Source organism: Gluconobacter sp. Dm-73, from assembly GCF_018256215.1.
GTDB classification, from domain to species: domain Bacteria; phylum Pseudomonadota; class Alphaproteobacteria; order Acetobacterales; family Acetobacteraceae; genus Gluconobacter; species Gluconobacter cadivus.
Map to the genome: position 1 here is coordinate 112,416 of NZ_JAERLW010000006.1, position 21,040 is coordinate 133,455.

18 protein-coding genes are annotated in these 21,040 nt (G+C 59.9%); 13 read left to right on the forward strand and 5 right to left on the reverse strand.

All coding sequences use genetic code 11. The annotated features are described in order from the left end of the window. The 7 genes from JK176_RS07825 to JK176_RS07855 all read left to right on the forward strand — a co-directional run bounded on the left by JK176_RS07825 (nucleotide 1) and on the right by JK176_RS07855 (nucleotide 8,804). The gene (locus tag JK176_RS07825) at nucleotides 1–945 is read left to right on the forward strand and encodes an ABC transporter permease (protein ID WP_211587352.1); all 945 of its coding nucleotides are present in this window, start codon (nucleotides 1–3) and stop codon (nucleotides 943–945) included. Next, on the forward strand, nucleotides 942–1,757 hold the full coding sequence (locus JK176_RS07830; protein ID WP_211587353.1) for an ABC transporter permease: 816 nt from the start codon (nucleotides 942–944) through the stop codon (nucleotides 1,755–1,757). Before JK176_RS07825 ends, JK176_RS07830 begins: the two co-directional genes overlap by 4 nt. Continuing rightward, complete coding sequence (locus JK176_RS07835; RefSeq protein ID WP_211587354.1) at nucleotides 1,754–2,572, forward strand: ABC transporter ATP-binding protein; 819 nt, start codon at nucleotides 1,754–1,756, stop codon at nucleotides 2,570–2,572. Before JK176_RS07830 ends, JK176_RS07835 begins: the two co-directional genes overlap by 4 nt. Then, entirely contained in the window at nucleotides 2,569–3,300 is a 732-nt protein-coding gene (locus tag JK176_RS07840) for an ATP-binding cassette domain-containing protein (protein WP_211587355.1), read from the forward strand. The genes JK176_RS07835 and JK176_RS07840 overlap by 4 nt, the downstream gene beginning before the upstream one ends. A gap of 13 nt (nucleotides 3,301–3,313) precedes the next feature. Beyond that, nucleotides 3,314–4,348 (forward strand): P1 family peptidase, encoded by a 1,035-nt coding sequence (locus JK176_RS07845; protein WP_211587356.1) that lies wholly within the window; start codon nucleotides 3,314–3,316, stop codon nucleotides 4,346–4,348. 84 nt (nucleotides 4,349–4,432) lie between these two features. Continuing rightward, nucleotides 4,433–8,041 carry a bifunctional proline dehydrogenase/L-glutamate gamma-semialdehyde dehydrogenase PutA gene (putA, locus tag JK176_RS07850; RefSeq protein ID WP_211587357.1) on the forward strand — a complete coding sequence of 1,203 codons (3,609 nt, stop codon included), beginning with the start codon at nucleotides 4,433–4,435 and terminating at the stop codon, nucleotides 8,039–8,041. Between the two features lie 70 nt (nucleotides 8,042–8,111). After that, nucleotides 8,112–8,804, forward strand: a complete 693-nt coding sequence (locus JK176_RS07855) for a GntR family transcriptional regulator (protein WP_211587358.1) — start codon at nucleotides 8,112–8,114, stop codon at nucleotides 8,802–8,804. A 3-nt stretch (nucleotides 8,805–8,807) separates the two neighbouring features. On the opposite strand, the gene JK176_RS07860 is transcribed toward JK176_RS07855, so the two are convergent. Together JK176_RS07860 and JK176_RS07865 are read right to left on the reverse strand one after the other, a co-directional pair. Next, complete coding sequence (locus tag JK176_RS07860) at nucleotides 8,808–10,979, reverse strand: FUSC family protein (RefSeq protein ID WP_211587359.1); 2,172 nt, start codon at nucleotides 10,977–10,979, stop codon at nucleotides 8,808–8,810. 14 nt (nucleotides 10,980–10,993) lie between these two features. Next, complete coding sequence (locus JK176_RS07865) at nucleotides 10,994–11,476, reverse strand: MarR family winged helix-turn-helix transcriptional regulator (protein ID WP_211587360.1); 483 nt, start codon at nucleotides 11,474–11,476, stop codon at nucleotides 10,994–10,996. A gap of 233 nt (nucleotides 11,477–11,709) precedes the next feature. Here JK176_RS07865 and JK176_RS07870 point away from each other — a divergent pair, with 233 nt between their 5' ends. The 4 genes from JK176_RS07870 to JK176_RS07885 all read left to right on the forward strand — a co-directional run bounded on the left by JK176_RS07870 (nucleotide 11,710) and on the right by JK176_RS07885 (nucleotide 15,436). Further along, nucleotides 11,710–11,904, forward strand: coding sequence for a DUF1656 domain-containing protein (locus tag JK176_RS07870; RefSeq protein ID WP_062026972.1), 195 nt, complete (start codon nucleotides 11,710–11,712; stop codon nucleotides 11,902–11,904). Between the two features lie 12 nt (nucleotides 11,905–11,916). Next, nucleotides 11,917–12,828 carry an HlyD family secretion protein gene (locus JK176_RS07875; RefSeq protein WP_194263514.1) on the forward strand — a complete coding sequence of 304 codons (912 nt, stop codon included), beginning with the start codon at nucleotides 11,917–11,919 and terminating at the stop codon, nucleotides 12,826–12,828. A 1-nt stretch (nucleotide 12,829) separates the two neighbouring features. After that, a complete protein-coding gene (locus tag JK176_RS07880) occupies nucleotides 12,830–14,335 on the forward strand; it encodes an efflux transporter outer membrane subunit (RefSeq protein WP_194263515.1) in 1,506 nt (501 codons plus the stop codon). 198 nt (nucleotides 14,336–14,533) lie between these two features. Beyond that, nucleotides 14,534–15,436 carry a retroviral-like aspartic protease family protein gene (locus JK176_RS07885; RefSeq protein WP_211587361.1) on the forward strand — a complete coding sequence of 301 codons (903 nt, stop codon included), beginning with the start codon at nucleotides 14,534–14,536 and terminating at the stop codon, nucleotides 15,434–15,436. 33 nt (nucleotides 15,437–15,469) lie between these two features. Here the strand turns inward: JK176_RS07885 and JK176_RS07890 are convergent, their stop codons facing one another. Next, nucleotides 15,470–17,008 carry an aldehyde dehydrogenase family protein gene (locus JK176_RS07890; protein ID WP_211587362.1) on the reverse strand — a complete coding sequence of 513 codons (1,539 nt, stop codon included), beginning with the start codon at nucleotides 17,006–17,008 and terminating at the stop codon, nucleotides 15,470–15,472. A 236-nt stretch (nucleotides 17,009–17,244) separates the two neighbouring features. Here JK176_RS07890 and JK176_RS07895 point away from each other — a divergent pair, with 236 nt between their 5' ends. After that, nucleotides 17,245–18,402 (forward strand): iron-containing alcohol dehydrogenase, encoded by a 1,158-nt coding sequence (locus tag JK176_RS07895; protein ID WP_211587363.1) that lies wholly within the window; start codon nucleotides 17,245–17,247, stop codon nucleotides 18,400–18,402. Nucleotides 18,403–18,432: 30 nt separating this feature from the next. Here the strand turns inward: JK176_RS07895 and JK176_RS07900 are convergent, their stop codons facing one another. Next, entirely contained in the window at nucleotides 18,433–19,023 is a 591-nt protein-coding gene (locus JK176_RS07900; protein WP_211587364.1) for an NAD(P)H-dependent oxidoreductase, read from the reverse strand. Between the two features lie 123 nt (nucleotides 19,024–19,146). Between JK176_RS07900 and JK176_RS07905 the strand changes: the two genes are divergently transcribed. Beyond that, complete coding sequence (locus JK176_RS07905) at nucleotides 19,147–20,076, forward strand: LysR family transcriptional regulator (protein ID WP_211587365.1); 930 nt, start codon at nucleotides 19,147–19,149, stop codon at nucleotides 20,074–20,076. Here JK176_RS07905 and JK176_RS07910 read toward each other — a convergent pair. Continuing rightward, the gene (locus JK176_RS07910; RefSeq protein WP_211587366.1) at nucleotides 20,051–20,953 is read right to left on the reverse strand and encodes a S1/P1 nuclease; all 903 of its coding nucleotides are present in this window, start codon (nucleotides 20,951–20,953) and stop codon (nucleotides 20,051–20,053) included. The genes JK176_RS07905 and JK176_RS07910 overlap by 26 nt on opposite strands. Nucleotides 20,954–21,040: the final 87 nt, after the last annotated feature.

A 21,040-nucleotide genomic window follows, 5' to 3' on the forward strand; every position in this document is an offset into this window, starting at 1 on the left:
ATGAACGTCCTGTCTCTGGCCTTTCAGCGGCTTCTGCTGCTGATCGTTGCAAGTCTTGTGATTTTCGCAGCCATGAACCTCCTCCCCGGCGACCCCGCCTCCGTCATGCTCGGACTGGACGCAAGCCCCGAAAGCCTTGCTGCCCTGCATCATCAGCTCGGGCTGGATACCACCCTGCCCACACGATACGCACACTGGGTTGGCGATTTGATGCGCGGCAATCTGGGCCGCAGCTACATCTACGATGTCCCCGTTAGCAACCTGATCGGCGAGCGCCTGCAAAGCACTCTGCCCTTGATCCTGCTGGCCATGCTGCTCTCGCTCGGCGCAGGTATCCCGCTTGGCATGACCGCCGCTGCAAACCGGGGGAAAATGCCCGATATGGGCCTTATGGCGATGCTTCAGCTTTTGAAGTCCATTCCTGATTTCTGGCTGGCGATGATGATGACGTTCCTGTTTTCCCTGACCCTTCACTGGCTGCCAGCCAGCGGTTTTCCGGGTTGGGGTCATGGATTTTTCACCGGCCTGAGAGCGCTCATTCTTCCGGCCGTCGCACTCGCCGTCCCGCAGGCCGCCATCACCGCACGCTTCATGCGCTCTTCCCTGATGGAAACCCTGTCGCAGGATTTCATCCGCACGGCCCGCGCCCAAGGCTACAGCCGCTCTGGCGTCCTGTGGCGCGTTGCGTTGCCCAACGCCCTGATTCCGGTTCTGACACTGGCCGGGATCCAGCTTCCTGTTCTCATAACGGGCAGCATCATCGTCGAAAGCGTGTTCAGCCTGCCCGGCTGCGGAAAACTTCTGCTGGAAGCCGTCAACCAACGCGATCTGCCCGTCGTGCAAAACCTCGTCATGCTGATCGTCACCGTCGTCATGATCCTCGGTTTTCTGCTGGCCGCGCTGGTGCGTTTTCTGGACCCACGCCTTGGGGAAGAGCGTCCATGACCACGCGCGCCAACCCGACACTCTGGACCGGCAGCGCGTTGCTCGGCATCGTTCTGCTTCCTGCATGCGTCACGGCCCTGCTCACGGGCGCCCGTGCTCCGGCAATCGACGTCATGCATCGCTACGCCCCTCTCTCCCTATCACACCCGCTTGGAACCGATCCTTTTGGCCGGGATCTTCTGACCTTCGTGCTTTCCGGAGCCTTCAACAGCGTCCTGATCGCAGCGATGGCCGTGTGCCTCTCGACAGTTGCGGGGACGGCGCTGGGGCTGATGGCAGCTGGGAGACCACCCAAAGTCATCATGGGGCTGGCCGATCTGGGGCTGGCGTTTCCGCCCGTTCTGATCGCCGCTCTTCTAGTCACGGCGCTCGGAGCTTCGGCCACGGGTGAAATCCTCGCCATCGCCCTGTTCGGCCTTCCCGCCCAGATCCGCATCACCCGGCAGGCTGCAAGCGCCATTCTGATTCAGGACTATATCGCGGCCTCCCGTCTAGCCGGACGCAGCACCGTTTCCATTTTACGACGGCACGTCCTTCCAAACATCCTCCCGCTTCTGACGGTTCAGGCAACATCCTCGCTCGCCCTCGCTGTCCTTTCCGACGCGGGATTGTCCTATCTGGGGCTGGGCGCGCCGCCACCCCGACCGGATCTGGGCCGGGCGCTGGCCGCCTATCAGATCCATATTTTCGATCATCCACTTCTGGTCGCCGTGCCGGGTCTGACAATCATGCTGCTCGTACTGGGGTTCAACATGGCCGGTGACGGCTTGCGCGATGCTCTGGATGCCCCGCTACAGGAGCGCGCGCCATGACCTCCCTTCTTCAGGTCCGGAATCTGAGTGTTCACAGCCTAGCCCGTCCCATCCTTCACGCCCTTTCCTTTACTCTTGAAGCGGGAAAAATCCTTGCCGTTATCGGCGAGTCAGGCTCGGGGAAATCCACACTGGCCCTGAGCCTCATGGGGCTACTGCCAGACGGATTCCAGCCTCACGGAGAAATCCGTCTGAACGATGAAAACCTTCTGACGCTTACGGAACCTCAATGGTGTCAGATCCGTGGAAAAACGCTCGGCATGGTCTTTCAGGAACCCATGTCCGCGCTCAACCCCACGCGAAGGATCGGCGCACAGATCGCCGACACCCTCCGGCTTCATACAACACTCACACGTTCCGAGATCCGCGATCAAACCCTCGCTCTCATGGAGCAGGTTGGCCTTTTGAAAGCGGGCGTGAACGAACGCGCCTATCCCCATCAGTTTTCGGGAGGGCAAAGGCAGCGCGCGCTTCTGGCCATGGCACTGGCCTGCAAACCCGCCCTCCTGATCGCGGATGAATTCACCACAGCTCTCGATGCCCGCACCCGTGCAGACGTGATGGCACTCGTCCATCAACACACAAAAACGCACCGTATGGCCGTCCTGATGATTTCCCACGATCTGGGTCTGGTCCGCCATCATGCGGATCACGTTCTGGTGCTGAAAGATGGGATCTGCGTGGAACAGGGCCCGACTGCCTCCATATTCGACGCCCCCGCCGATCCCTACACGCAGGCCCTTCTCGCTATGTCCCTGCATGGCGCGGCCCATACGCCCCTAACGCACCTGCCCTTTTATACGGTCCCTGCATGACCCCGATCCTTCAGGCCCGGAATGTGACGTTCAGACAATCCGGAAGGCAAATCCTGCATACTGTCAGCCTCGATGTCCTGCCTGGCCAAACGCTCGGAATCATCGGCGCATCCGGCAGCGGAAAATCAACCCTCTGCCGTCTCTTGAGCGGCCTCATCCCCCCCCATGAAGGACAAATCCTCTATCAGGGACAGGATCTCGCAACAGCTTCCCGCGCCGTACGGAAAAAGATCCGTCCTGCCATTCAGATGATTTTTCAGGACCCTTACGGCGCCCTCGACCCACGCCAGACGGTCCGCGAGATCGTCGAGGAGGCCCTTGACCCTGCCCCAGACCGCGAAGCCCGCATTCTGAAGGCTCTCGCCGAAGTCGGCCTCTCCGCCGAAAGCGCAGACCGCTATCCCAAAGCCTTCTCCGGCGGCCAGAGACAACGCATTGCGATTGCCCGCGCCCTGATCACGCGTCCCTCCGTTATCATCGCGGACGAAGCCGTCTCGGCGCTGGACGTCTCGACACAGGCCATCGTCCTGAACCTTCTGCTGGATCTGCAACAAAAACACGGACTGGCCTATGTTTTTGTCAGCCACGATCTGGCTGTCATCCGCCATATGTCGCACCATATCGCCGTTCTGGAACAGGGACGGATTGTAGAATCCGGACCGGCCTCCACCGTCCTGAATGCTCCGACCCAACCCGAGACGCGGGCGCTGCTCGAAAACTCCATCTGACCGACGAGGCCGCATGACCAGCCTGAACCTGCTCACCGACATCCCCGGAATCCGCGTCGGCCACAGTGAAGATCTGAACCTGCGCACGGGGGTGACGGTCATTCTGTTCGACAATCCGGTCACTGCCTCCGGCAGCTTTCCGGGCGGCGCTCCAGCTCTGAGGGAAACCGCGCTGCTGGAACCCGAAAATCTGGTCGAGCACATCCATGCAGTCGTTTTGTCAGGCGGTTCCACTTACGGTCTGGATGCCACGACGGGAGTTCAGGCGTGGCTGCGAGAACAGTTTGGCAATGCGCCCCTCCCCCCAGGCACGATCCGCGTCCCCATCGTGGTGCAGGCCAGTCTCTATGATCTGCCAGCAGGCGGTCAGACGTCCTGGGGCCGCTACTCCCCCTATGCCGACATGGGGCATCAGGCTGCCGACAACGCCCGCCATGGCTGCTTCAGACTGGGCACTGTGGGCGCAGGAACAGGCGCTACAACTGCCACACTTCGCGGCGGCCTCGGTTCGGCCAGCACCATAACCCCGGCAGGACACCGCGTCGCCGCTCTGGTCGCGGTCAATGCCGTCGGGACAGCCACGATCGGCGATGGCCCCCATTTCTGGAGCGCCCCTTTCGAGCAGGGACGCGAATTCGGCGGTCTGGGCATGCCCGCACATCTCACGTCCGAAGACCTGCGCCTGCGCTCAAAATGGGCCTCCGTCACCGGCACTACGATCGGCCTTATCGCGACGGACGCAACCCTCACCAAAACACAGGCCAAACGCCTGGCCATTCTCGCACAGGATGGCGTGGCGAGAGGCGTTTTCCCAGCCCATCTGCCTCTGGACGGAGACGCCATAATCGGGGTTTCGACACGCGCAAAGCCATCGCCCAGTCCACAGGAATGGACGGAAATCCTACACGCCGCCACGCAGGTCACGGCACGTGCCATAGCTCGGGGCGTGTACGACGCAAGCCCGCTCCCCGGCGCCACATCCCTGCATACATGGCACGAACGGTTCGGAGGAAAAGAAAGACAGGTTTCAGATACGATACAAAAATGACTCGAACCCTAATTTCATATATTTTCTTCGTGATCGTATATGATTATAGAAACCAGACCGAGTGTTCTGCCCAAGGCTGTGTCCATGTCCTCTATTGCGCCGTCCTATCCTGTCCGCTCCCCCCTCCGTCAGGCCATTGCAGCAGACATGCGCAGGCCAGAAGCGGACTGCATCCTTCCTCTGATCGAACAGGCCACACTGACCGAGACGGAACAGCAGAACACGTTCGACGTCGCCCAACACCTGACCCGCACCCTGCGAACGCAGCGTCGTCCGGGCGGTGTCGAGGCTCTCGTGCAGGAGTTTTCGCTCTCCTCCGCCGAGGGTGTGTCCCTGATGTGTCTGGCGGAAGCACTCCTGCGTATTCCCGACGCTGCCACACGCGACGCCCTGATCCGCGACCGGATCGGAACAGGGGACTGGCTGTCTCACATGGGGGGCAAAAAGACCATTTTCGTAAATGCGGCCTCGTGGGGGCTGATGCTGACCGGCAAGCTAACCAACGACACCGATGAAGGACTGGCCGCCACGCTGTTCCGTCTCGTCGGACGGGGCGGCCAGCCACTGGTCCGCCGTGCGCTCGACATCGCCATGCGGATGATGGGCGAACAGTTCGTCATCGGCGAAACCATCGAGGACGCACGCAAGGTCAGCGCAGAACCCGAGGAGCGCGGCTTCAAATATTCTTACGACATGCTCGGTGAAGCCGCGATGACGGAAGCCGACGCCCTGCGCTACCGCCACGACTACGAACGCGCCATCGACGTCATCGGTCAGACTGCCCGTGGCGCGAATGTCTATGAAAAAGCCGGTATTTCCATCAAGCTCTCGGCTCTTCACCCACGCTACGCGTTCGCTCAGCGCGAGCGCGTTCTTGAAGAACTGGGCCAGACCCTGAAGGATCTCGTCGTTCAGGCCCGCCGCTATGACATCGGAATCAATATAGACGCCGAAGAAAGCGAACGGCTAGACCTCTCGCTCGACCTGATCGAAAACCTGTGTCACTGCCCCGAACTGGACGGCTGGAACGGCATCGGGATCGTGGTGCAGGCTTATGGGCGCCGCGCCCCGAAGGTTCTGGACTATCTGATCGACCTGGGACGCCGCAGCGGACACCGTCTCATGATCCGGCTAGTGAAAGGTGCTTACTGGGACAGCGAAATCAAGAAGGCGCAGGTCGAAGGCCAGACGGATTTCCCCGTCTACACGCGCAAATGCTACACCGATGTCAGCTATATCGCCTGCGCCAAAAAACTTCTCGCCGCCCGCGACGTGGTTTTTCCGCAGTTTGCCACGCACAACGCCCGCACGTTGGCCACGATCTACACGCTGGCAGGACTGAACTTCCAGATTGGCGACTACGAGTTCCAGTGCCTGCACGGCATGGGTGAGACGCTCTATAACGAAGTCGTCGGGCCACAAAAGCTCAACCGCCCGTGCCGCGTCTATGCCCCGGTCGGCTCGCATGAGACGCTTCTGGCCTATCTGGTGCGCCGTCTGTTGGAAAACGGTGCAAACTCGTCCTTCGTCAACCAGATCGGCGATGAGAGCCTGCCGATCGAAAGCCTGATTGAAGACCCGGTCGCACTGGCCAAGGCCGTGGAGCCGCCGGGTGCCTCTCATCCGGCTATTGCTCTCCCGAAAGACCTGTTCGAACCCGAGCGGACCAATTCGCGCGGGCTGGACCTGACCGACGAACACACCATCGCTGCTCTGTCCGGAGCCGTCCGCGTGTCTGCCGAGCAGGCTTTGCAGGACACATCCTGTTCGGGCGAAGCGCAGGATATCCGAAACCCCGCCAGCCATTCCGACCGGATCGGCACTGTCCGTTTCGGAAACGAGGCCGATGTTCGCAAGGCCATCGACTTTGCAGAAAGCGAGATGCCGGCATGGGCTGCTCTTCCCGCTGACGAACGTAGCGCAAAGCTAGACCGTGCGGCTGATCTTCTGGAGCAGCACCAGAAAGACCTGATCGCCCTTCTGGTCCGTGAAGCTGGCAAATCCTACGCCAATGCGCTTTCCGAAGTCCGCGAGGCCGTGGATTTCCTGCGTTATTATGCCGCACAGGCTCAGGACATCGCCCGGACAGGCAGCAGTGCGCGGCTCGGTGTCGTCGCCTGTATCAGCCCTTGGAACTTCCCGCTTGCCATCTTCCTTGGACAGGTCGCCGCAGCCCTCGCAGCTGGCAACACAGTCGTCGCCAAACCGGCCGAGGAAACTCCCTTCATCGCCCTGCGGGCCGCCGCCCTTCTGCAGGAAGCCGGAGTTCCGGAAAACGCACTCCGCCTCGTTCCCGGCGCGGGCGAAACCGGTGCGGCCCTCGTGGCGGACACCCGGATTTCCGGCGTGATGTTCACCGGCTCCACCGTCGTTGCAGGTCTGATCGCCAAAACCCTGGCCGACCGTACCGGAGTGGACGGGCAGCCCGTTCCGTTCATCGCTGAAACGGGCGGACAGAACGCCATGATCGTGGACAGTTCTGCCCTGACTGAACAGGTCGTGGCGGATGTGCTGGTCTCGGCATTCGACAGCGCAGGCCAGCGCTGCTCCGCCCTGCGCGTCCTGTGCGTGCAGGAGGACTGTGCCGATCGCGTCATGACAATGCTGCGCGGTGCGGTCGAAGAACTGAGGGTCGGCAACCCCGCAGAACTGCATACCGATATCGGCCCCGTCATCTCCGCAGAGGCCCGCTCGGGCATTCAGACCTATATTGACGAAGCCCGTACGCATGGCCGCGCCGTCTGGTCCCTTCCGCTGCCGGAAGACGCAGAAAATGGCACCTTCATCGCCCCGACGATCATCGAGATCGACAGTCTGGCAGACCTGAAAGGTGAAGTTTTCGGGCCGGTGCTGCACGTCCTGCGGTTTGAAGCCAGCGGCTTCGAAGCCCTTCTCAACGCCATCAACCAGTCCGGCTATGGTCTGACATTCGGCCTCCACACCCGGATCGAAAGCCGTATGGCGCATGTCACGTCCCGCATTGAGGCCGGAAACCTGTACGTGAATCGCAACATGGTTGGCGCGGTTGTCGGCAGCCAGCCTTTTGGCGGCGAAAAACTGTCAGGAACAGGACCGAAAGCCGGTGGTCCGCTAATCCTGCGCCGCCTGATGCGCACCACCCCGCCCCATACCGGTTGGGAAAAACAAGAGCTGCCTGAGCCTGCCCGGCAGTTCCTGTCCTGGCTGATGCAGAGCAGTTTTCCGCTTTATCAGAAAATCGTGGAAAGCATGCAGCACGGCCTGTGCGGCGCCACACGCGAACTTCCCGGCCCCGTCGGAGAGACCAACCTTTACCAGCTTCTGCCGCGCGGTGCTGTCCTGTGCGTCGCCAGTGACCGGGAGACCATGCTGCGCGCCGTGGGGCTTGCCCTGAGTGGCGGAAATACGGCCTTCGTGCAGGGACCGAACGTGGCCTCGGACTGGGTCTCCGACGTGCCGCATGCCCTCGCTTTGCATATCCGTCGCACTCAGGGCGGCCGTGTTGCGGGATGCCGGACGATCCTCGCATCTCCCGAAGAGAAGCAAATGGCGGCACAGGCCAGTACAGCCCTGTCACGCTCGGGCATGGTCGTGCAGCTTTACATGCTCGATGCGAAAAGCCCGATCCGGCCCGAATGGGTGCTTCAGGAAAAGGTCGTCAGCACGAACACGACGGCCGCAGGCGGCAATGCCAGCCTGATGACCATCGGATAATCTCCCACAGGCATGATCGTTTGTTGCGATCATGCTATGAGGACCGCCCCACTGACGGATAACCGACCTCATGAGCGACGCCGCACCGATTTTCACACCTGTTGATACGAAAAGCGGCTCGGCCTCGCTCGAAATCGCGGACGCCCTGCGCCGTGCCATCACGGACGGCATACTGACCGACGCCCAACCCCTGCGTCAGTCCGAACTGGCCCGCAATTTCGGAGTCTCCACCATTCCGGTCCGCGAGGCGCTCAAACAGCTTGAAGCAGAGGGGCTGATCGCCTTTCTGCCTCATCGCGGCGCCGTAGTGACGGGGATGAGCGAAGCGGACATTCTGGAATATTCGGACATCCGCGCTTCGCTGGAAAGCATGGCGGCGGGACTGGCCATGACGACCCTTACCCGCGTGGATCTGGCCCATATCGAGGACGCCTATGAGGCATTCGTCAACGGAACAGGCGGCAGCCACGGCATGGCCCAGTCCGGTCGGTTGAACTGGGAGTTTCATGGCGCCATTTATGCCGCTGCCCGTCGCCCGCGACTATACGGCATGATCCACGACCTTCACTCGCGCCTCGACCGCTATATCCGCGCCCATCTGGAACTGCCGGGACGAAAAACCGCAACGGACGCCGAACATTTCCAGATCCTTCAGGCCTGCCGCAAACGCGACAGCGACGAACTTGGACGACTGACAAAGCAGCATATTCTGGAATCGGCCCGCCTGTCTCTGGATGTCATCCGCGACCGGGCGGGCTCCTGATCGTCAACCTGCCGGGTTAGCCGTTACCAGCTTCACAGTCCCGCGTTCATCGAACCAGCAATTCAACGGACCATCCGCGTGGAAAAATCCCGGAATGCTGTCGATGATATGTGCGCTCTGCTCCAGACAGGCCACAAGACGGACGTGGAACACACACCCTGTAGCCACGTCGGTGCCGGAGCCAATCAGCCGCGCAACTGCTCTCAAGGACGCCGCCGTATCAGCCGGGTTTCGACGCAGCATTCTGAAAGACGCAAGAGCCGTGTTGAGGGCTTCCGTCTGGGCAGCAGTCAATCCAGCCTTCTCCGCTGCGCGCCTGAGGCGGATCAGCAGACGGCCAAGGGACAAAGCAGCAAAAGCACCATCGACATAACCCTGCCGGTCAATCGGGGACGTGACCAGAGACAGACGCATCAGCAGACTCGAGACCTTCTGGATCTGCGCCCCTTCCCACACCATCCAGGACGGGACTTTCGCACCCGGCTGGCTTGAAAGACTCTGCAAACTACGCCCCAGAGACAGCACAAGCCGCGACGCATATAACCTCTGATCAGCTGGCATGATCACCCGGAACACCAGAACAAGCAGCACACACCCCATCAGGATGGCCAGCCACGTATTGATGAGCGTGATGTCATCCACAACCATGCTGTTCGTCACCATCAACTGCATAGCCAGAAAGACCGTATAGCCAAAAGCGCCAATCCCGTAGCGTGGATGAAACTGGAGCCACACGCCGGGCAACATGCACGCACAGATCGACAGCCAGAGCATCGGATACCCATCCACGCGAGGCAGCGCCACGATATGACACAGCCAGCAGGCTGGAACCGAAAGCGCCGTCCCGATCGCCATCGGCACACTGGCCCGGGCAGCCGATGGTACGGTCGACAGCAGGCTCGATGCCGCCACCACATACATGATCATCATCGGACCGGTCGGGAAATACGTGATGTACCAGATCATGCAGGCCAGAAAGGCGATGAGCATTCCGCGCAATCCATTATAGATCGCGGACATCCATTCTACATGCAGCCCGCCTCGCACCCGGACATGCGCGCCACGCGGGCTGGACAGATCCAGCACGATTTCCCGAAGCTGAAACAGAATATCACGAGTATTATCGACCGACGCCTGCGCTTCTGGCGATATCGCAGAACGCTCCAGATTTGCCAGCCGTTCCAGCGCGTCTTCCAGACATGCGAGCACGCTCTGCGGTTGCTCGATCCATCGCGCACTCTCCGTCAAAGCAAGGATCCGGGTCAACGTATCGCGGATTTCACGATGCACATCTGCCGAGAGCGGGTTCGCGATCCCCAGATTACGCCAGTACGGATGATAGGACGCAACCAGCCCCGTCATGCGACTGACTGCCAACCTGTAACCCCGCACCCCGGCATGAATATCCGGATTATCGGTCGCCGCGTATTCGATGGCCGGTCCCAGACGCGCAAGCTGCCCCAGAAGGCGCTGCCTACCGTCATACAGGGTCTGCGGCAGCGTCCGGAATGCCCCATCGGCAACGGCTAGTTCCGCATTCTGAACGTCCTGTATGACGGCAGAACGAACCAGTCCTTCATGAAAAACCAGAGCATGGCGCAGGGTTTCGCGGAACGCCCCCGACAATGCGCCCATCGTCCCCTGACGCCGTCGGGGCGACGTCACCATGAAGACAGCCGCCGTCACCACAATTCCGAGCGCCACGTCCGACACCCGCATCATCGCCGACAGAAAAATGTTCTCGGGATGGGTGAAAGCCGGAACGGCCACGATAACGATCGTATATCCGGCCAGAACCGCCGCATAAGCCCTGAAATACCGCAGGCACGTTGCCGTCATGCAGGCCAGTCCGACAAAGACCGAAAGCGCCATGAAATACAGAACCGCGGACTGAACGAACATCGCCATGACAGCCGTGCTTAGTGCTGCTCCGATCACCGTTCCAGTCATACGCCACACACTTTTGGACACCAGCGCGCCCACGGTCGGATTGGCAACGATCAGAACGGTCGTGACCGTACTCATTGGCGATTCAAGCTGGATCATGAACGCCAGGAAAAGCGCAATCCCGATGGACAGGAAAACACGCGCCGTGAAAGCGGCTGTCGCGAGAAAATTCTGCCAGCGCAGGCTGCTGCGGTCCAAAGAGAACGTCTGACGAAAAAGATTTTTCATAAGGAGCCGCAGTTTCAGCAAGACGACACACCGGACAGGGAAAATCTGCTTTCCATCATTCCAAGCTGATCCCGGAGCATCTCTGCCTCCTCCTCGGGAAGCCCTTTGGTCAGCCGGGCCTCAAGCTCCGCTGCAATCTGCTGGAACCTCCGACAGCGTGCCATCCCGGCTTTCGTCAGCGCCACAAGATTGGAGCGTCGGTCATAGGGATCGGGCTCGCGCGAAATCAACCCCTCCCGGCCCAACTGGTCCAGAACCCGAACAAGTGCAGAACTGTCCACCCCCATGACTGACGCCAGATCGCTCTGTTTCAGGCCGTTTCCCATCACCATCAGATAGGCCATGGGCCGCATGGTCGCGAGCGTCATGCCCTCAGGGCGCAGAAGACGATCAAGCTGGGCCCGCCAGAGGCTCGACAGACGCATGACGTGAAAGGTCAGCTCCATGTCATGAAAACTGCTCTCCCGAAGAAGCGATGCACCATACTGGACAGCCATTTTCAATGACACCTCAACTGTTGACATGTCAACATATTATATGACAACATACGATTTGAAAACAGATCCTGTTGACATTTTCGTCAGGAGGTTCAGTTTTTGATCCATATCACTAACCGGCTCTCCCTCACATAATGAAGGAGTCGTTGTGTTTGATTGAGGAGCGTTGTGGGCGAGTTGTCTTACAGTCTGGCGTTTGGCAGTCTGGTGGTTAACGCTGGAGCTGGCTTCTGATGCTGGCTGAAGTTAACCTGTTTGGCGTTTTCGTTGCTCCGCTCTCCATTTATGCCGTAGCGGCGGTCTTTGTAACGTTACTGCTGAGAAGTCTTCTGTGGCGCACGGGCGCTCTGGGATGGTTCTGGCACGTCGCTCTCTTTGAAATAGCGCTCTATGTCTGTGTTCTCTGTCTGCTCATCCTTTACGTCTAGGGAGGGTCAGCAATGAACTGGACCCGCAGTGTAATCCGTGTCCTGCTGACCCTTGTGGTGCTGGCGCTCGCCATCGGCCTGGGTCGGACGATGTGGGACATCTATGTCCTCGCCCCCTGGACCCGTGACGGCCGCGTGCGCGTCTATGTCGTGGACGCCGCTCCTGAAGTTTCGGGCACGGTCGTGGCCGTGCCAGTCGTGGACAACGAGTTTGTCCATAAAGGCGATCCGCTTTTCGTGCTCGATCCGGTGCGCTTCCGCCTCGATATCGACGCCGCCCGCGCCCGTCTGGCCGGAGCCGAGGAAGACCTGAAGCTCCGCACCTCCGATGCCAAGCGCCGCATGGGACTGGGCGGCATCGTCTCGGCGGAAGAGCAGGAAGACTTCAACTCCAATGTTGAAACCCAGCGCGCCAAGGTCAACGCGGCCAAAGCCGAGCTGGATACGGCCCTGCTGAACCTCCAGCGCTCCACGGTCTATTCGCCGGTGGACGGCTACATTACAAACCTGAACCTGCGCGTGGGTGACTACGCGCATGCTGGGCAGCCCGGTATGGCCGTGATTGACGCACACAGCTTCTGGATCAACGGCTATTTCGAAGAAACCAAGATGCACGGCGTGCATGTGGGGGACGAAGCCCGCATCAAGCTGATGGGCTACAAACAGATCCTCATGGCGCATGTCGTCAGCATCGGCCGCGGCATCAACGACCAGAACGGCGTCTCCGACAAGCTGGGCCTGCCGGACGTCAATCCGATCTTCACCTGGGTGCGTCTGGCGCAGCGTATTCCGGTGCGTCTGGAACTCGACAGCGTACCGCCGAACATCACGCTGGCGGCCGGCATGACGGCCACGGTGACGATCGGGCGCGAAACGCCGGGCGCGCGCGGCCGTCTGACCACCTGGCTGCAGAACCACCTCTGACATGTCCCGCAAATTCCTGACCCTTGCCCTGAGTACCTGTCTGTCGCTGACGGCGTGTACGGTGGGGCCGAACTTCACGCCGGACCGGATCAAGGTACCCGACGCCTTTGTCGAGCAGCCCCATCCTGCCACGGCCGATGCGCTGGCGCAGTCGGCGGCGGATATGAAGGACTGGTGGTCGCAGTTCCACGACCCCATGCTCAACGAACTGGTGGATCAGGCGATCAAGGGCAATTACGACCTGCAGATCGCCTCGCAGCACATCATCGCCGAGCGCGCCGTCCGCCGTCAGGCACAGTCGGCCTGGTATCCGCAGCTCGACGTGGCCGCAGGCGGCGGCGATGACCGCTACTCAATCAATATCGACAACTGGCCGCTGCGTCCGGGCAATCCGGCCAACCGCCCCGAAGCCTCGGTCTTGACCTATGGCGCGCGGGCGACCTGGGAAGTCGATCTGTTCGGGCACATCGCCCGACAGGTGGAAGAGCGCAAGCGGATCGTCGAGGAATCGATCGAGAACCGTCGCGGCGTTCTCCTTGCCCTGCTGGCCGAGATGGCGACGGACTATGTGACATTGCGCTCCGTGCAGGAACGTCTGACCGTCACTGAACGCGCCATCGACGTGGCCGTGCGCTCGCGCGAACTGACCGAAAAGCTCTACACCCATGGCCTCGGCAACACGCTGGCCGTGGCGCAGGCCCAGACGGAAGAACATCTCGAACGCGCCCGTCTGGCGCCGTTGCACGAGCAGGAAGAGCGGCTGATGCATGCCATCGCCGTCCTTGTTGGCGACATGCCGGGCCAGCTTGAGGAAGAGCTGGAAAAGCGCCGCCCGATCCCGGATCTGCCGCGCTTCCCCGACAGCCTGCCGTCGATCGTGCTGGCCAACCGTCCCGATATCCGCGTGGCCGAGGCCGAATACGCCGCCGACACTGCACGCGTGGGCATTGCGGTCTCGAACCTCTATCCGAAATTCATGATCCCGCTGACGTTCAACCCGAACGCGTCCGCCGCCTATCAGGCGTTCCAGGCGGGCGGCATGGCGTGGAGCTTCATGATGATGGCGACGCTGCCGGTCATCCATGGTGGCCGTTATACCGCAGCCATCGCACAGGCCCGGGCCGAGGCCGAGGGCAGCCGTCTGAACTACCGCAAAACGGTGCTCAAGGCGTTTGCGGATGTCGAGGACGCGATGGGCGACTGGCGGCATAATGCCGAACTGGTCGAGCAGCTGAACCAGGCCTCCGTCGATGCTGGCCTCGCCCGCGACCGCGCCCAGAAGCTGTTCGGAGCCGGTCTGACCGGCTATCTGAACGTGCTGACGACCGAACAGACCGCCCTGTCCGCCGAAGATCAGGCCGTCGTCGGACGCCTCGCCCGCGTCCGCAACGCCGTCGCCCTCTACATCGCCCTCGGCGCCGGATGGCAGGGAAAAGCCCTCACCGACACAAGGCTCCCCGTCGAAGTCAAACAACAAAACGCCTTCGTCAGAGCTTTTACTCGGTAGTCCTGAGAGGATTGATCGCATAAAACCATTTGGGTTTTATGACGAAACACGACAATATCCTTTCAGGACTCCCTGACCGCTCAGCAAGGATCAGTGATGGGCAAACTGACCTTGTGGCGCACTCTTCCCGCATTCATGGCAGCTACTTGCGTGCTTTGTTATCCCGTACACGCGCGAAACATCCATGACTGTGTCACCATGAGCGAGGTCCTCCCCTTTCTGAACCCGGCTGGCGCTCCAGTTATTCATGTCCAAATCAATGGTCATGATGTCGGCTCTTTTTTCTCGACGTTCACAACACGGACCAGCGTATGGGATGCGAAAGGGTTTGATTTTTACCGTCTTGACCCTGTCAGAACCATGTCGGTCACAGGAACGGGCGGAAACTATTCCACTACAATTAAAAGCCTCCAGATCGGTCAATCCGTGCTCAAAGACATGACAGCATTACTGGTCAATGAGCGCCCTCCAAAAACGCCGGATGGCCTGCTTCTGATGATGGATCTCGGATGGGATATTCTGGGACAATACCATCTGCTCATCGACAGGTATTCGCAGAAAATCGGCATTTTCACTTACGATACTGCTGCGGATTGCCCGGATATCGGAACACTTCTGAAAAACCCGGGGCCAGCCATTCCCCTGATATCCATTGATGATGAGTCTCCGCAACTCAATCAGATGACGGCTCTTCTGGATGGCCACAAGGTGGACATGCAGATCAATACGAGCGCCAACCACTCCATTATTCAGCAATGGGTAGCGCGGAAGATGGGAATTTCACGCCACATCCTCAAACAGGATGACGAAATCCGGGTCGGCGCTGGCGACGTCCTGCTGGGGCACAGGCATCATTTCAGCACGCTGCAACTCGGCTCACACACGCTGCATGACATCACGCTGGATGTCGTCCCCGATGCGGAGTTCAATATTCTTGGGATGGACGTGCTCAAGCACTTCAACGTCCTGATCAATCCCATGGCCGGTAAACTCTGGCTGGAGGACTACGTTCCGCCGCCCGGCCATGTGGAGGAAAAGGCCCTCCCCTGGTCGCCGACCCATGACCGGCTCAGCATCACTCATGCCAGCGAGGAAAAGTAGGCCCCACCTCTCCCCGCCGGAAAGCCTTGAGGGTCAGGCTTCTGACGAACCGCCGTCCACGTCAAATGTCACACCCTGTGCCAGCGGCAGGGTGCGCCCATAATTGATGGCGTTGGTCTGGCGACGCATATAGGCCTTCCATGAATCCGAACCGGACTCACGACCGCCGCCTGTTTCTTTTTCACCGCCAAATGCTCCACCGATTTCCGCACCGGACGGCCCCATATTCACGTTCGCAATGCCACAATCCGATCCCCGCGCAGACAGGAACTGCTCCACTTCCCGGATATCGGTCGCAAAGATCGAAGACGACAGCCCCTGCACCACGTCGTTCTGAAGCGCAATCGCCTCATCCAGCGTGTCGTATTTCATCACATACAGGATCGGTGCGAATGTCTCTTCCAGCACCGGCCCCACCTGAGACGGCATTTCGACCAGTGCCGGACGCGCATAAAATGACGCCTCCCCGTTCACATCGACGCGGATTCCGCCATGAACCGTACCGCCCGCATCCGCCGCAGCCTTGAGACTGTCCTGCATCATGCCAAAGGACGCCGCGTCAATCAGGGGCCCGACAAGCGCCGTTCCTTCGATCGGATTACCAACCGAAATGCTCCTGTAGACATTCACCAGCTTGGGCACGAGCGTGTCGTAGACGCTGGAATGGACGAATAGACGCCGCAATGTCGTGCAACGCTGACCCGCAGTTCCCATCGCGCCGAACGCAACGGCCCGCAGCGTCAGATCCAGATCGGCCGATGGCGTGACGATGGACGCATTGTTGCCGCCGAGTTCGAGAATGGAGCGCCCGAAACGACGTGCCACGCGCTCGCCCACGTCGCGACCCATTCGGGTCGAACCGGTTGCGGAAATGACCGGCACGCGGTGGTCTTCCACCATCAGTTCGCCAATATCGCGTCCACCAACCAGCAATGTGCTGAGTGCGACTGGGGCATCGTTTCCAAAGCGTGCTGCCGCCTTCAGGAACAAAGCCTGCGTGGCGAGCGCGGTCAGCGGCGTCTTTTCCGAAGGCTTCCAGATCACGCTATCCCCGCAGACCAGCGCCAAAGCCGCATTCCACGACCAGACGGCGACCGGGAAATTGAACGCCGAAATAATGCCGACCGGCCCAACGGGATGCCATTGTTCCGTCAGGCGGTGGTCCGGTCGTTCGGAGGGGATCGTCAGGCCGTAAAGCTGGCGGGACAGACCGACCGCAAAATCGCAGATATCGATCATTTCCTGTACTTCGCCCAGACCTTCGGACGGAACCTTGCCCACTTCCAACGTCACGAGCCGACCAAGCGCGTCCTTGTTCGCCCGCAATTCCTCGCCCAGCAGGCGGACCAGCTCACCACGACGCGGTGCCGGAACCCTGCGCCAGACCTTGAACGCCTCTGCCGCACGGCCGATCGTCGCTTTTGCCTCGTCCGCGCTGATTTCCGCAACTTCAGCAATCCGCTCGCCCGTCAGAGGTGATGTAACGGCCAGAGTACCTCCCGAGTAGAGATCAGCCGACACGCCAAGGCTGTCGAGAAGCGTTGTGACTTCGGAGCGGAGAGAGGCAGTCATTGTTCTTCCTGTCTGGATTGCATAGCAGTTATCCCATTCACAAACCGTTACGATCCCGACGTCAAGATGATCCCGAAGACAGCCACTCCAGACAGCGGGATATTTTCCAGTCTGGGTGAAAGGGGGAAAAAGCGTTAGGATCATCTCAGGCACAGCCTTGCCGTCACTCTTTTCAGGCCGTAACGGCGGCAGTGATGACGGCGCAATCAGAAACACCCGCTCTGAAGGCAGAACCCATGCAGAATTTTGAATTCTACAATCCCACACGCATCATTTTCGGCGAGAATACGATCCCGAAACTGGCGGAGCAGATCCCGGCCGAGGCCCGCGTCCTGATCCTGTTTGGCGGTGCAAGTGCGGAGCGCAACGGCACACTTCCGGCCGTACGCGAGGCGCTGGATGGCCGCTTCACCCGGGAATTCGGTGGCATCGAAGCCAACCCGACCTTCGAGACGCTGATGAAGGCGGTCGAGCTGATCCGGAACGAGAAACTGGATTTCCTGCTGGCCGTAGGCGGCGGCTCCGTCATTGACGGCACCAAGTTCGTGGCCGCAGCCGTGGATTTCGAAGGTGATCCGTGGAGCATCCTGACGACGCATGGCGCGAACGTCAAAGCTGCGATGCCGCTGGGAACGGTCCTGACGCTGCCTGCGACCGGTTCGGAGATGAACAGCTTCAGCGTCATCACCCGTCATGCCACCCGCGAGAAACTGGCTTTCGGCAGCCCACACGTCTTCCCGCGCTTTTCGGTTCTGGACCCGACCCGCACTTATTCCCTGCCCGTCCGGCAGATTGCGAATGGCGTCGTAGATTCCTTCGTCCACATCATGGAACAGTATCTGACCTATCCGGCGGACGGTCTGGCTCAGGATCGCTTTGCCGAGGGGCTGCTGCTCAGCCTGATTGAGATCAGCCCAAAAGTCGTTGCAGAACCCGAAAACTACACGCTTCGCGCCAATTTCATGTGGATCGCAACGCTGGCGCTCAATGGCATCATCGGCGTCGGCATGCCGCAGGACTGGTCCACGCACAGCATCGGCCATGAACTGACGGCACGTTACGATATCGACCATGCCCGGACGCTGGCCATCGTCCTGCCGTCCATGCTGCGTGTCCGCAAAGACGCCAAGCGCGGCAAGCTCCTGCAATATGCAGCTCGTGTCTGGAACCTGCATGAAGGCACGGAAGACGAGCGGATCGAAGCCGCCATCGTACAGACGGAGAAATTCTTCGAAAGTCTCGACATTCCGACCCGCCTCTCCGCTTACGAGATCGGCGAAGAGAGCATTGATCCACTGGTCGCACAGCTCGATACCCACGGCATGACTGCACTGGGAGAACAGTCTGAAATTACTCTGGATGTCAGCCGACGGGTGCTTGAGCTGAGCCTGTAAGGCAGGGGGCGGCTTAGGCCGCCTCTCCTCTCAAAACGCCGTCCCGATCACGTCTTTCAGATGCTGGTGATAGGCCGCGAGCGTCGCGTCCACATTTGGCGCCTTCATCACGTCTGTCGCCAGAAACGTCGGAAGCGCCGACATTCCCAGAAATTCGTGGGCCTTGTGAAACGGGAAATAAACCCCATCCACGCCCCGTCCCTCGAAGAACTGAGCGGGGTCCGTAAACGCGTCTTCCGGCGCGTTCCATGTGGCTGACAGCATGTAATGCTTGCCTTGTACCAGACCGCCTGAGCCATATTTCCGCTCGGGATGCGCGCGGCTACGCCCATCATTGGCATACAGCTTCCCATGACCAGCCGTCATGATTTCGTCCATGTATTTCTTGACGATCCAGGGCACACCCATCCACCAACCGGGGCACTGATAAATAATCAGATCGGCCCACAGGAAGTTCCCGACTTCCTGTTCCACATCATATCCGTCATCAATTTTCGTTTGGCGGATTTCGTGCCCGCTCTTGGACAGGATGTCGGCGGCAAAGGCCTGAAGTGTATCGTTCAGACGACCGTGAGAATGAGCGAAGACCTTGCCGCCATTCAGAAGAAGAATTCTTGTCATGATTGCATATCCATCATTGCCCCAGATCGGAGCTATTGGGCCATCATGAACTCCTGATACCCACTTGATAAGCGCCACGATCTCCACAAAATCTGTGAAGCAGTTTCACAGATGAGGCAGAAAATGGACAACCGTTTCGGCGAGATGAAAATCTTTCTCCGCGTCGTGGAGAGCGGCAGTTTTTCCGAAGCGGCGCGCCTCTCCCTGATGACACCCTCTACAGTCAGCAAACTGATCGGGCGCATTGAAAGTCGTCTTGGCGTTCAGCTTGTGGAACGCTCGACCCGAAAACTGTCCATCACGCCTGAAGGACTGGCTTATTACGAACGGGTGCAGGCCTTGATTGCGGAACTGGACGATCTGGAGGGCTTCCTGTCCAGAAAAACCGTCCAATTGAGGGGGACCATCCGAATCAATGCCTCCGTGGCGTTCGGAGCGCTGATGCTGGAGCCGCTGCTGCCGGAGTTCTGGACGACATATCCGGATATCATTGTGGACCTATCCCTGTCCGACGAGATGGCGGATCTGTATCTGGATCGGACGGATATCGCGTTCCGGGTCGGAAAACTTCAGGATTCCAGCCTGATGGCCAGACATCTGGGGACCGTACCGCGGCTGATTGTCGGGGCACCGGATTATCTGGAGCGGTTCGGATGGCCCCAGAGCGCGGACGATCTGGAGCATCACCGGTGTCTGGGCTTCAATTTCCGCCGCGCGGCTCCGGTCTGGCCGTTGCAGGAACGCGGGCGGATCGTAGATCGGATCGTCCGGGGACCGCTACTCGCCAATAATGGTGAAACCGTTCGACACGCAGCAGTCCGTGGTGCCGGGCTGGCCCGGCTGGCCGAATATCATGTGCGCGACGATCTGGCGGCAGGACGTCTGGTCGAAGTGCTGGCAGACAATGCCACGCGGGATGAGGAGGCCATCCACGCGCTTTATCAGGGCGGAAAACGGGTACCGCAACGTATCCGCGCGTTCCTGGATTTCGTTATTCCGCGCCTTCAGGCCAGTCTCAGCCCGACTTTTATCCGTTGCTCAGAGCAGAGTTAAGGACGGCTGCCAGACGCACACCTGCCTGTTCAAGACGCAGTTGCATGATCGGCCAAGTGAGTTCGGTGTAAGCCTTGCCAACATCGGCGCCCTTGTTCGCCGGAAGCGCACCGTAAGCCACACTGCGGGCCAGAGAATGGCTTTCATCGGCCCAGTTGACGGTGGCGTCATGAACGTCACCAGCAGCCAGATCCTGCACCCAGTATTGCGCTTCATCTGGCGTAATCAGGGCACCGAGACGATCGGCTTCCTGCTTCGCGCGGGCGGGATCGATGCTGTAGAACGGGCCGACATGCAGGTCCGCTTCATGGTCAATCACCCCTTCATCCCACAGGGAATGCAGGTTCATGTGACCATTGGCGTTATTCCCGAAATAAGTCAGGTGAATTGCATTCCCGCCCATATCCTTGTTGCGCTCGGCAGCGTGCAGGGGCTGGTGGATATCGCCCATCAAATGAACGACCCATTTCAGCGCGACCAGACGGTCCTGAGGCGATTCATGGGTATCGGTAAGAATCCTGATTTCTTCGGGAAGTTTTTCCACAACACAGGCATGATCCGGGCAGTCGCGAGCCTGATCATAGGCCGGATGAGACACATCGATATCGACATAATGCCATTTCAGCGTCTCGGGCGCGCCCCCCTTCTTCTTGGGAACATGGCCGATCGTGTCAGGCCAGGAAGCGACCTGATCAAGGGTCTGGTGGTTTTCAAGCTCCAGGAGGGCCGCTGCCGCTTTGCTGGCCTGAGGTGTCAGGCGCTCCTGAGCGATATCCGCTACGATGGCGTGGCCATAAGGCCCCCAGGCGAATGCGCTGGAAGAAAAAGCAAGCATACCCGCGCCGATCAGGGACGCACAGAGAACACGAAACTGCATGGAAAACCTGACTGCCCATCTCTGGAAATGACGTTATCCCTGTTTCTCACCCTTTCGGGACCATCACAAGATATTCCAGCGCGCTGT

Coding starts and splice junctions, on each gene's coding strand:
- JK176_RS07825 (WP_211587352.1), top strand. CDS start 1: ATGAACGTCCTGTCTCTGGCCTTTCAGCGGCTTCTGCTGCTGATCGTT.
- JK176_RS07830 (WP_211587353.1), top strand. CDS start 942: ATGACCACGCGCGCCAACCCGACACTCTGGACCGGCAGCGCGTTGCTC.
- JK176_RS07835 (WP_211587354.1), top strand. CDS start 1,754: ATGACCTCCCTTCTTCAGGTCCGGAATCTGAGTGTTCACAGCCTAGCC.
- JK176_RS07840 (WP_211587355.1), top strand. CDS start 2,569: ATGACCCCGATCCTTCAGGCCCGGAATGTGACGTTCAGACAATCCGGA.
- JK176_RS07845 (WP_211587356.1), top strand. CDS start 3,314: ATGACCAGCCTGAACCTGCTCACCGACATCCCCGGAATCCGCGTCGGC.
- putA (WP_211587357.1), top strand. CDS start 4,433: ATGTCCTCTATTGCGCCGTCCTATCCTGTCCGCTCCCCCCTCCGTCAG.
- JK176_RS07855 (WP_211587358.1), top strand. CDS start 8,112: ATGAGCGACGCCGCACCGATTTTCACACCTGTTGATACGAAAAGCGGC.
- JK176_RS07860 (WP_211587359.1), bottom strand. CDS start 10,979: ATGAAAAATCTTTTTCGTCAGACGTTCTCTTTGGACCGCAGCAGCCTG.
- JK176_RS07865 (WP_211587360.1), bottom strand. CDS start 11,476: ATGGCTGTCCAGTATGGTGCATCGCTTCTTCGGGAGAGCAGTTTTCAT.
- JK176_RS07870 (WP_062026972.1), top strand. CDS start 11,710: ATGCTGGCTGAAGTTAACCTGTTTGGCGTTTTCGTTGCTCCGCTCTCC.
- JK176_RS07875 (WP_194263514.1), top strand. CDS start 11,917: ATGAACTGGACCCGCAGTGTAATCCGTGTCCTGCTGACCCTTGTGGTG.
- JK176_RS07880 (WP_194263515.1), top strand. CDS start 12,830: ATGTCCCGCAAATTCCTGACCCTTGCCCTGAGTACCTGTCTGTCGCTG.
- JK176_RS07885 (WP_211587361.1), top strand. CDS start 14,534: ATGAGCGAGGTCCTCCCCTTTCTGAACCCGGCTGGCGCTCCAGTTATT.
- JK176_RS07890 (WP_211587362.1), bottom strand. CDS start 17,008: ATGACTGCCTCTCTCCGCTCCGAAGTCACAACGCTTCTCGACAGCCTT.
- JK176_RS07895 (WP_211587363.1), top strand. CDS start 17,245: ATGCAGAATTTTGAATTCTACAATCCCACACGCATCATTTTCGGCGAG.
- JK176_RS07900 (WP_211587364.1), bottom strand. CDS start 19,023: ATGACAAGAATTCTTCTTCTGAATGGCGGCAAGGTCTTCGCTCATTCT.
- JK176_RS07905 (WP_211587365.1), top strand. CDS start 19,147: ATGGACAACCGTTTCGGCGAGATGAAAATCTTTCTCCGCGTCGTGGAG.
- JK176_RS07910 (WP_211587366.1), bottom strand. CDS start 20,953: ATGCAGTTTCGTGTTCTCTGTGCGTCCCTGATCGGCGCGGGTATGCTT.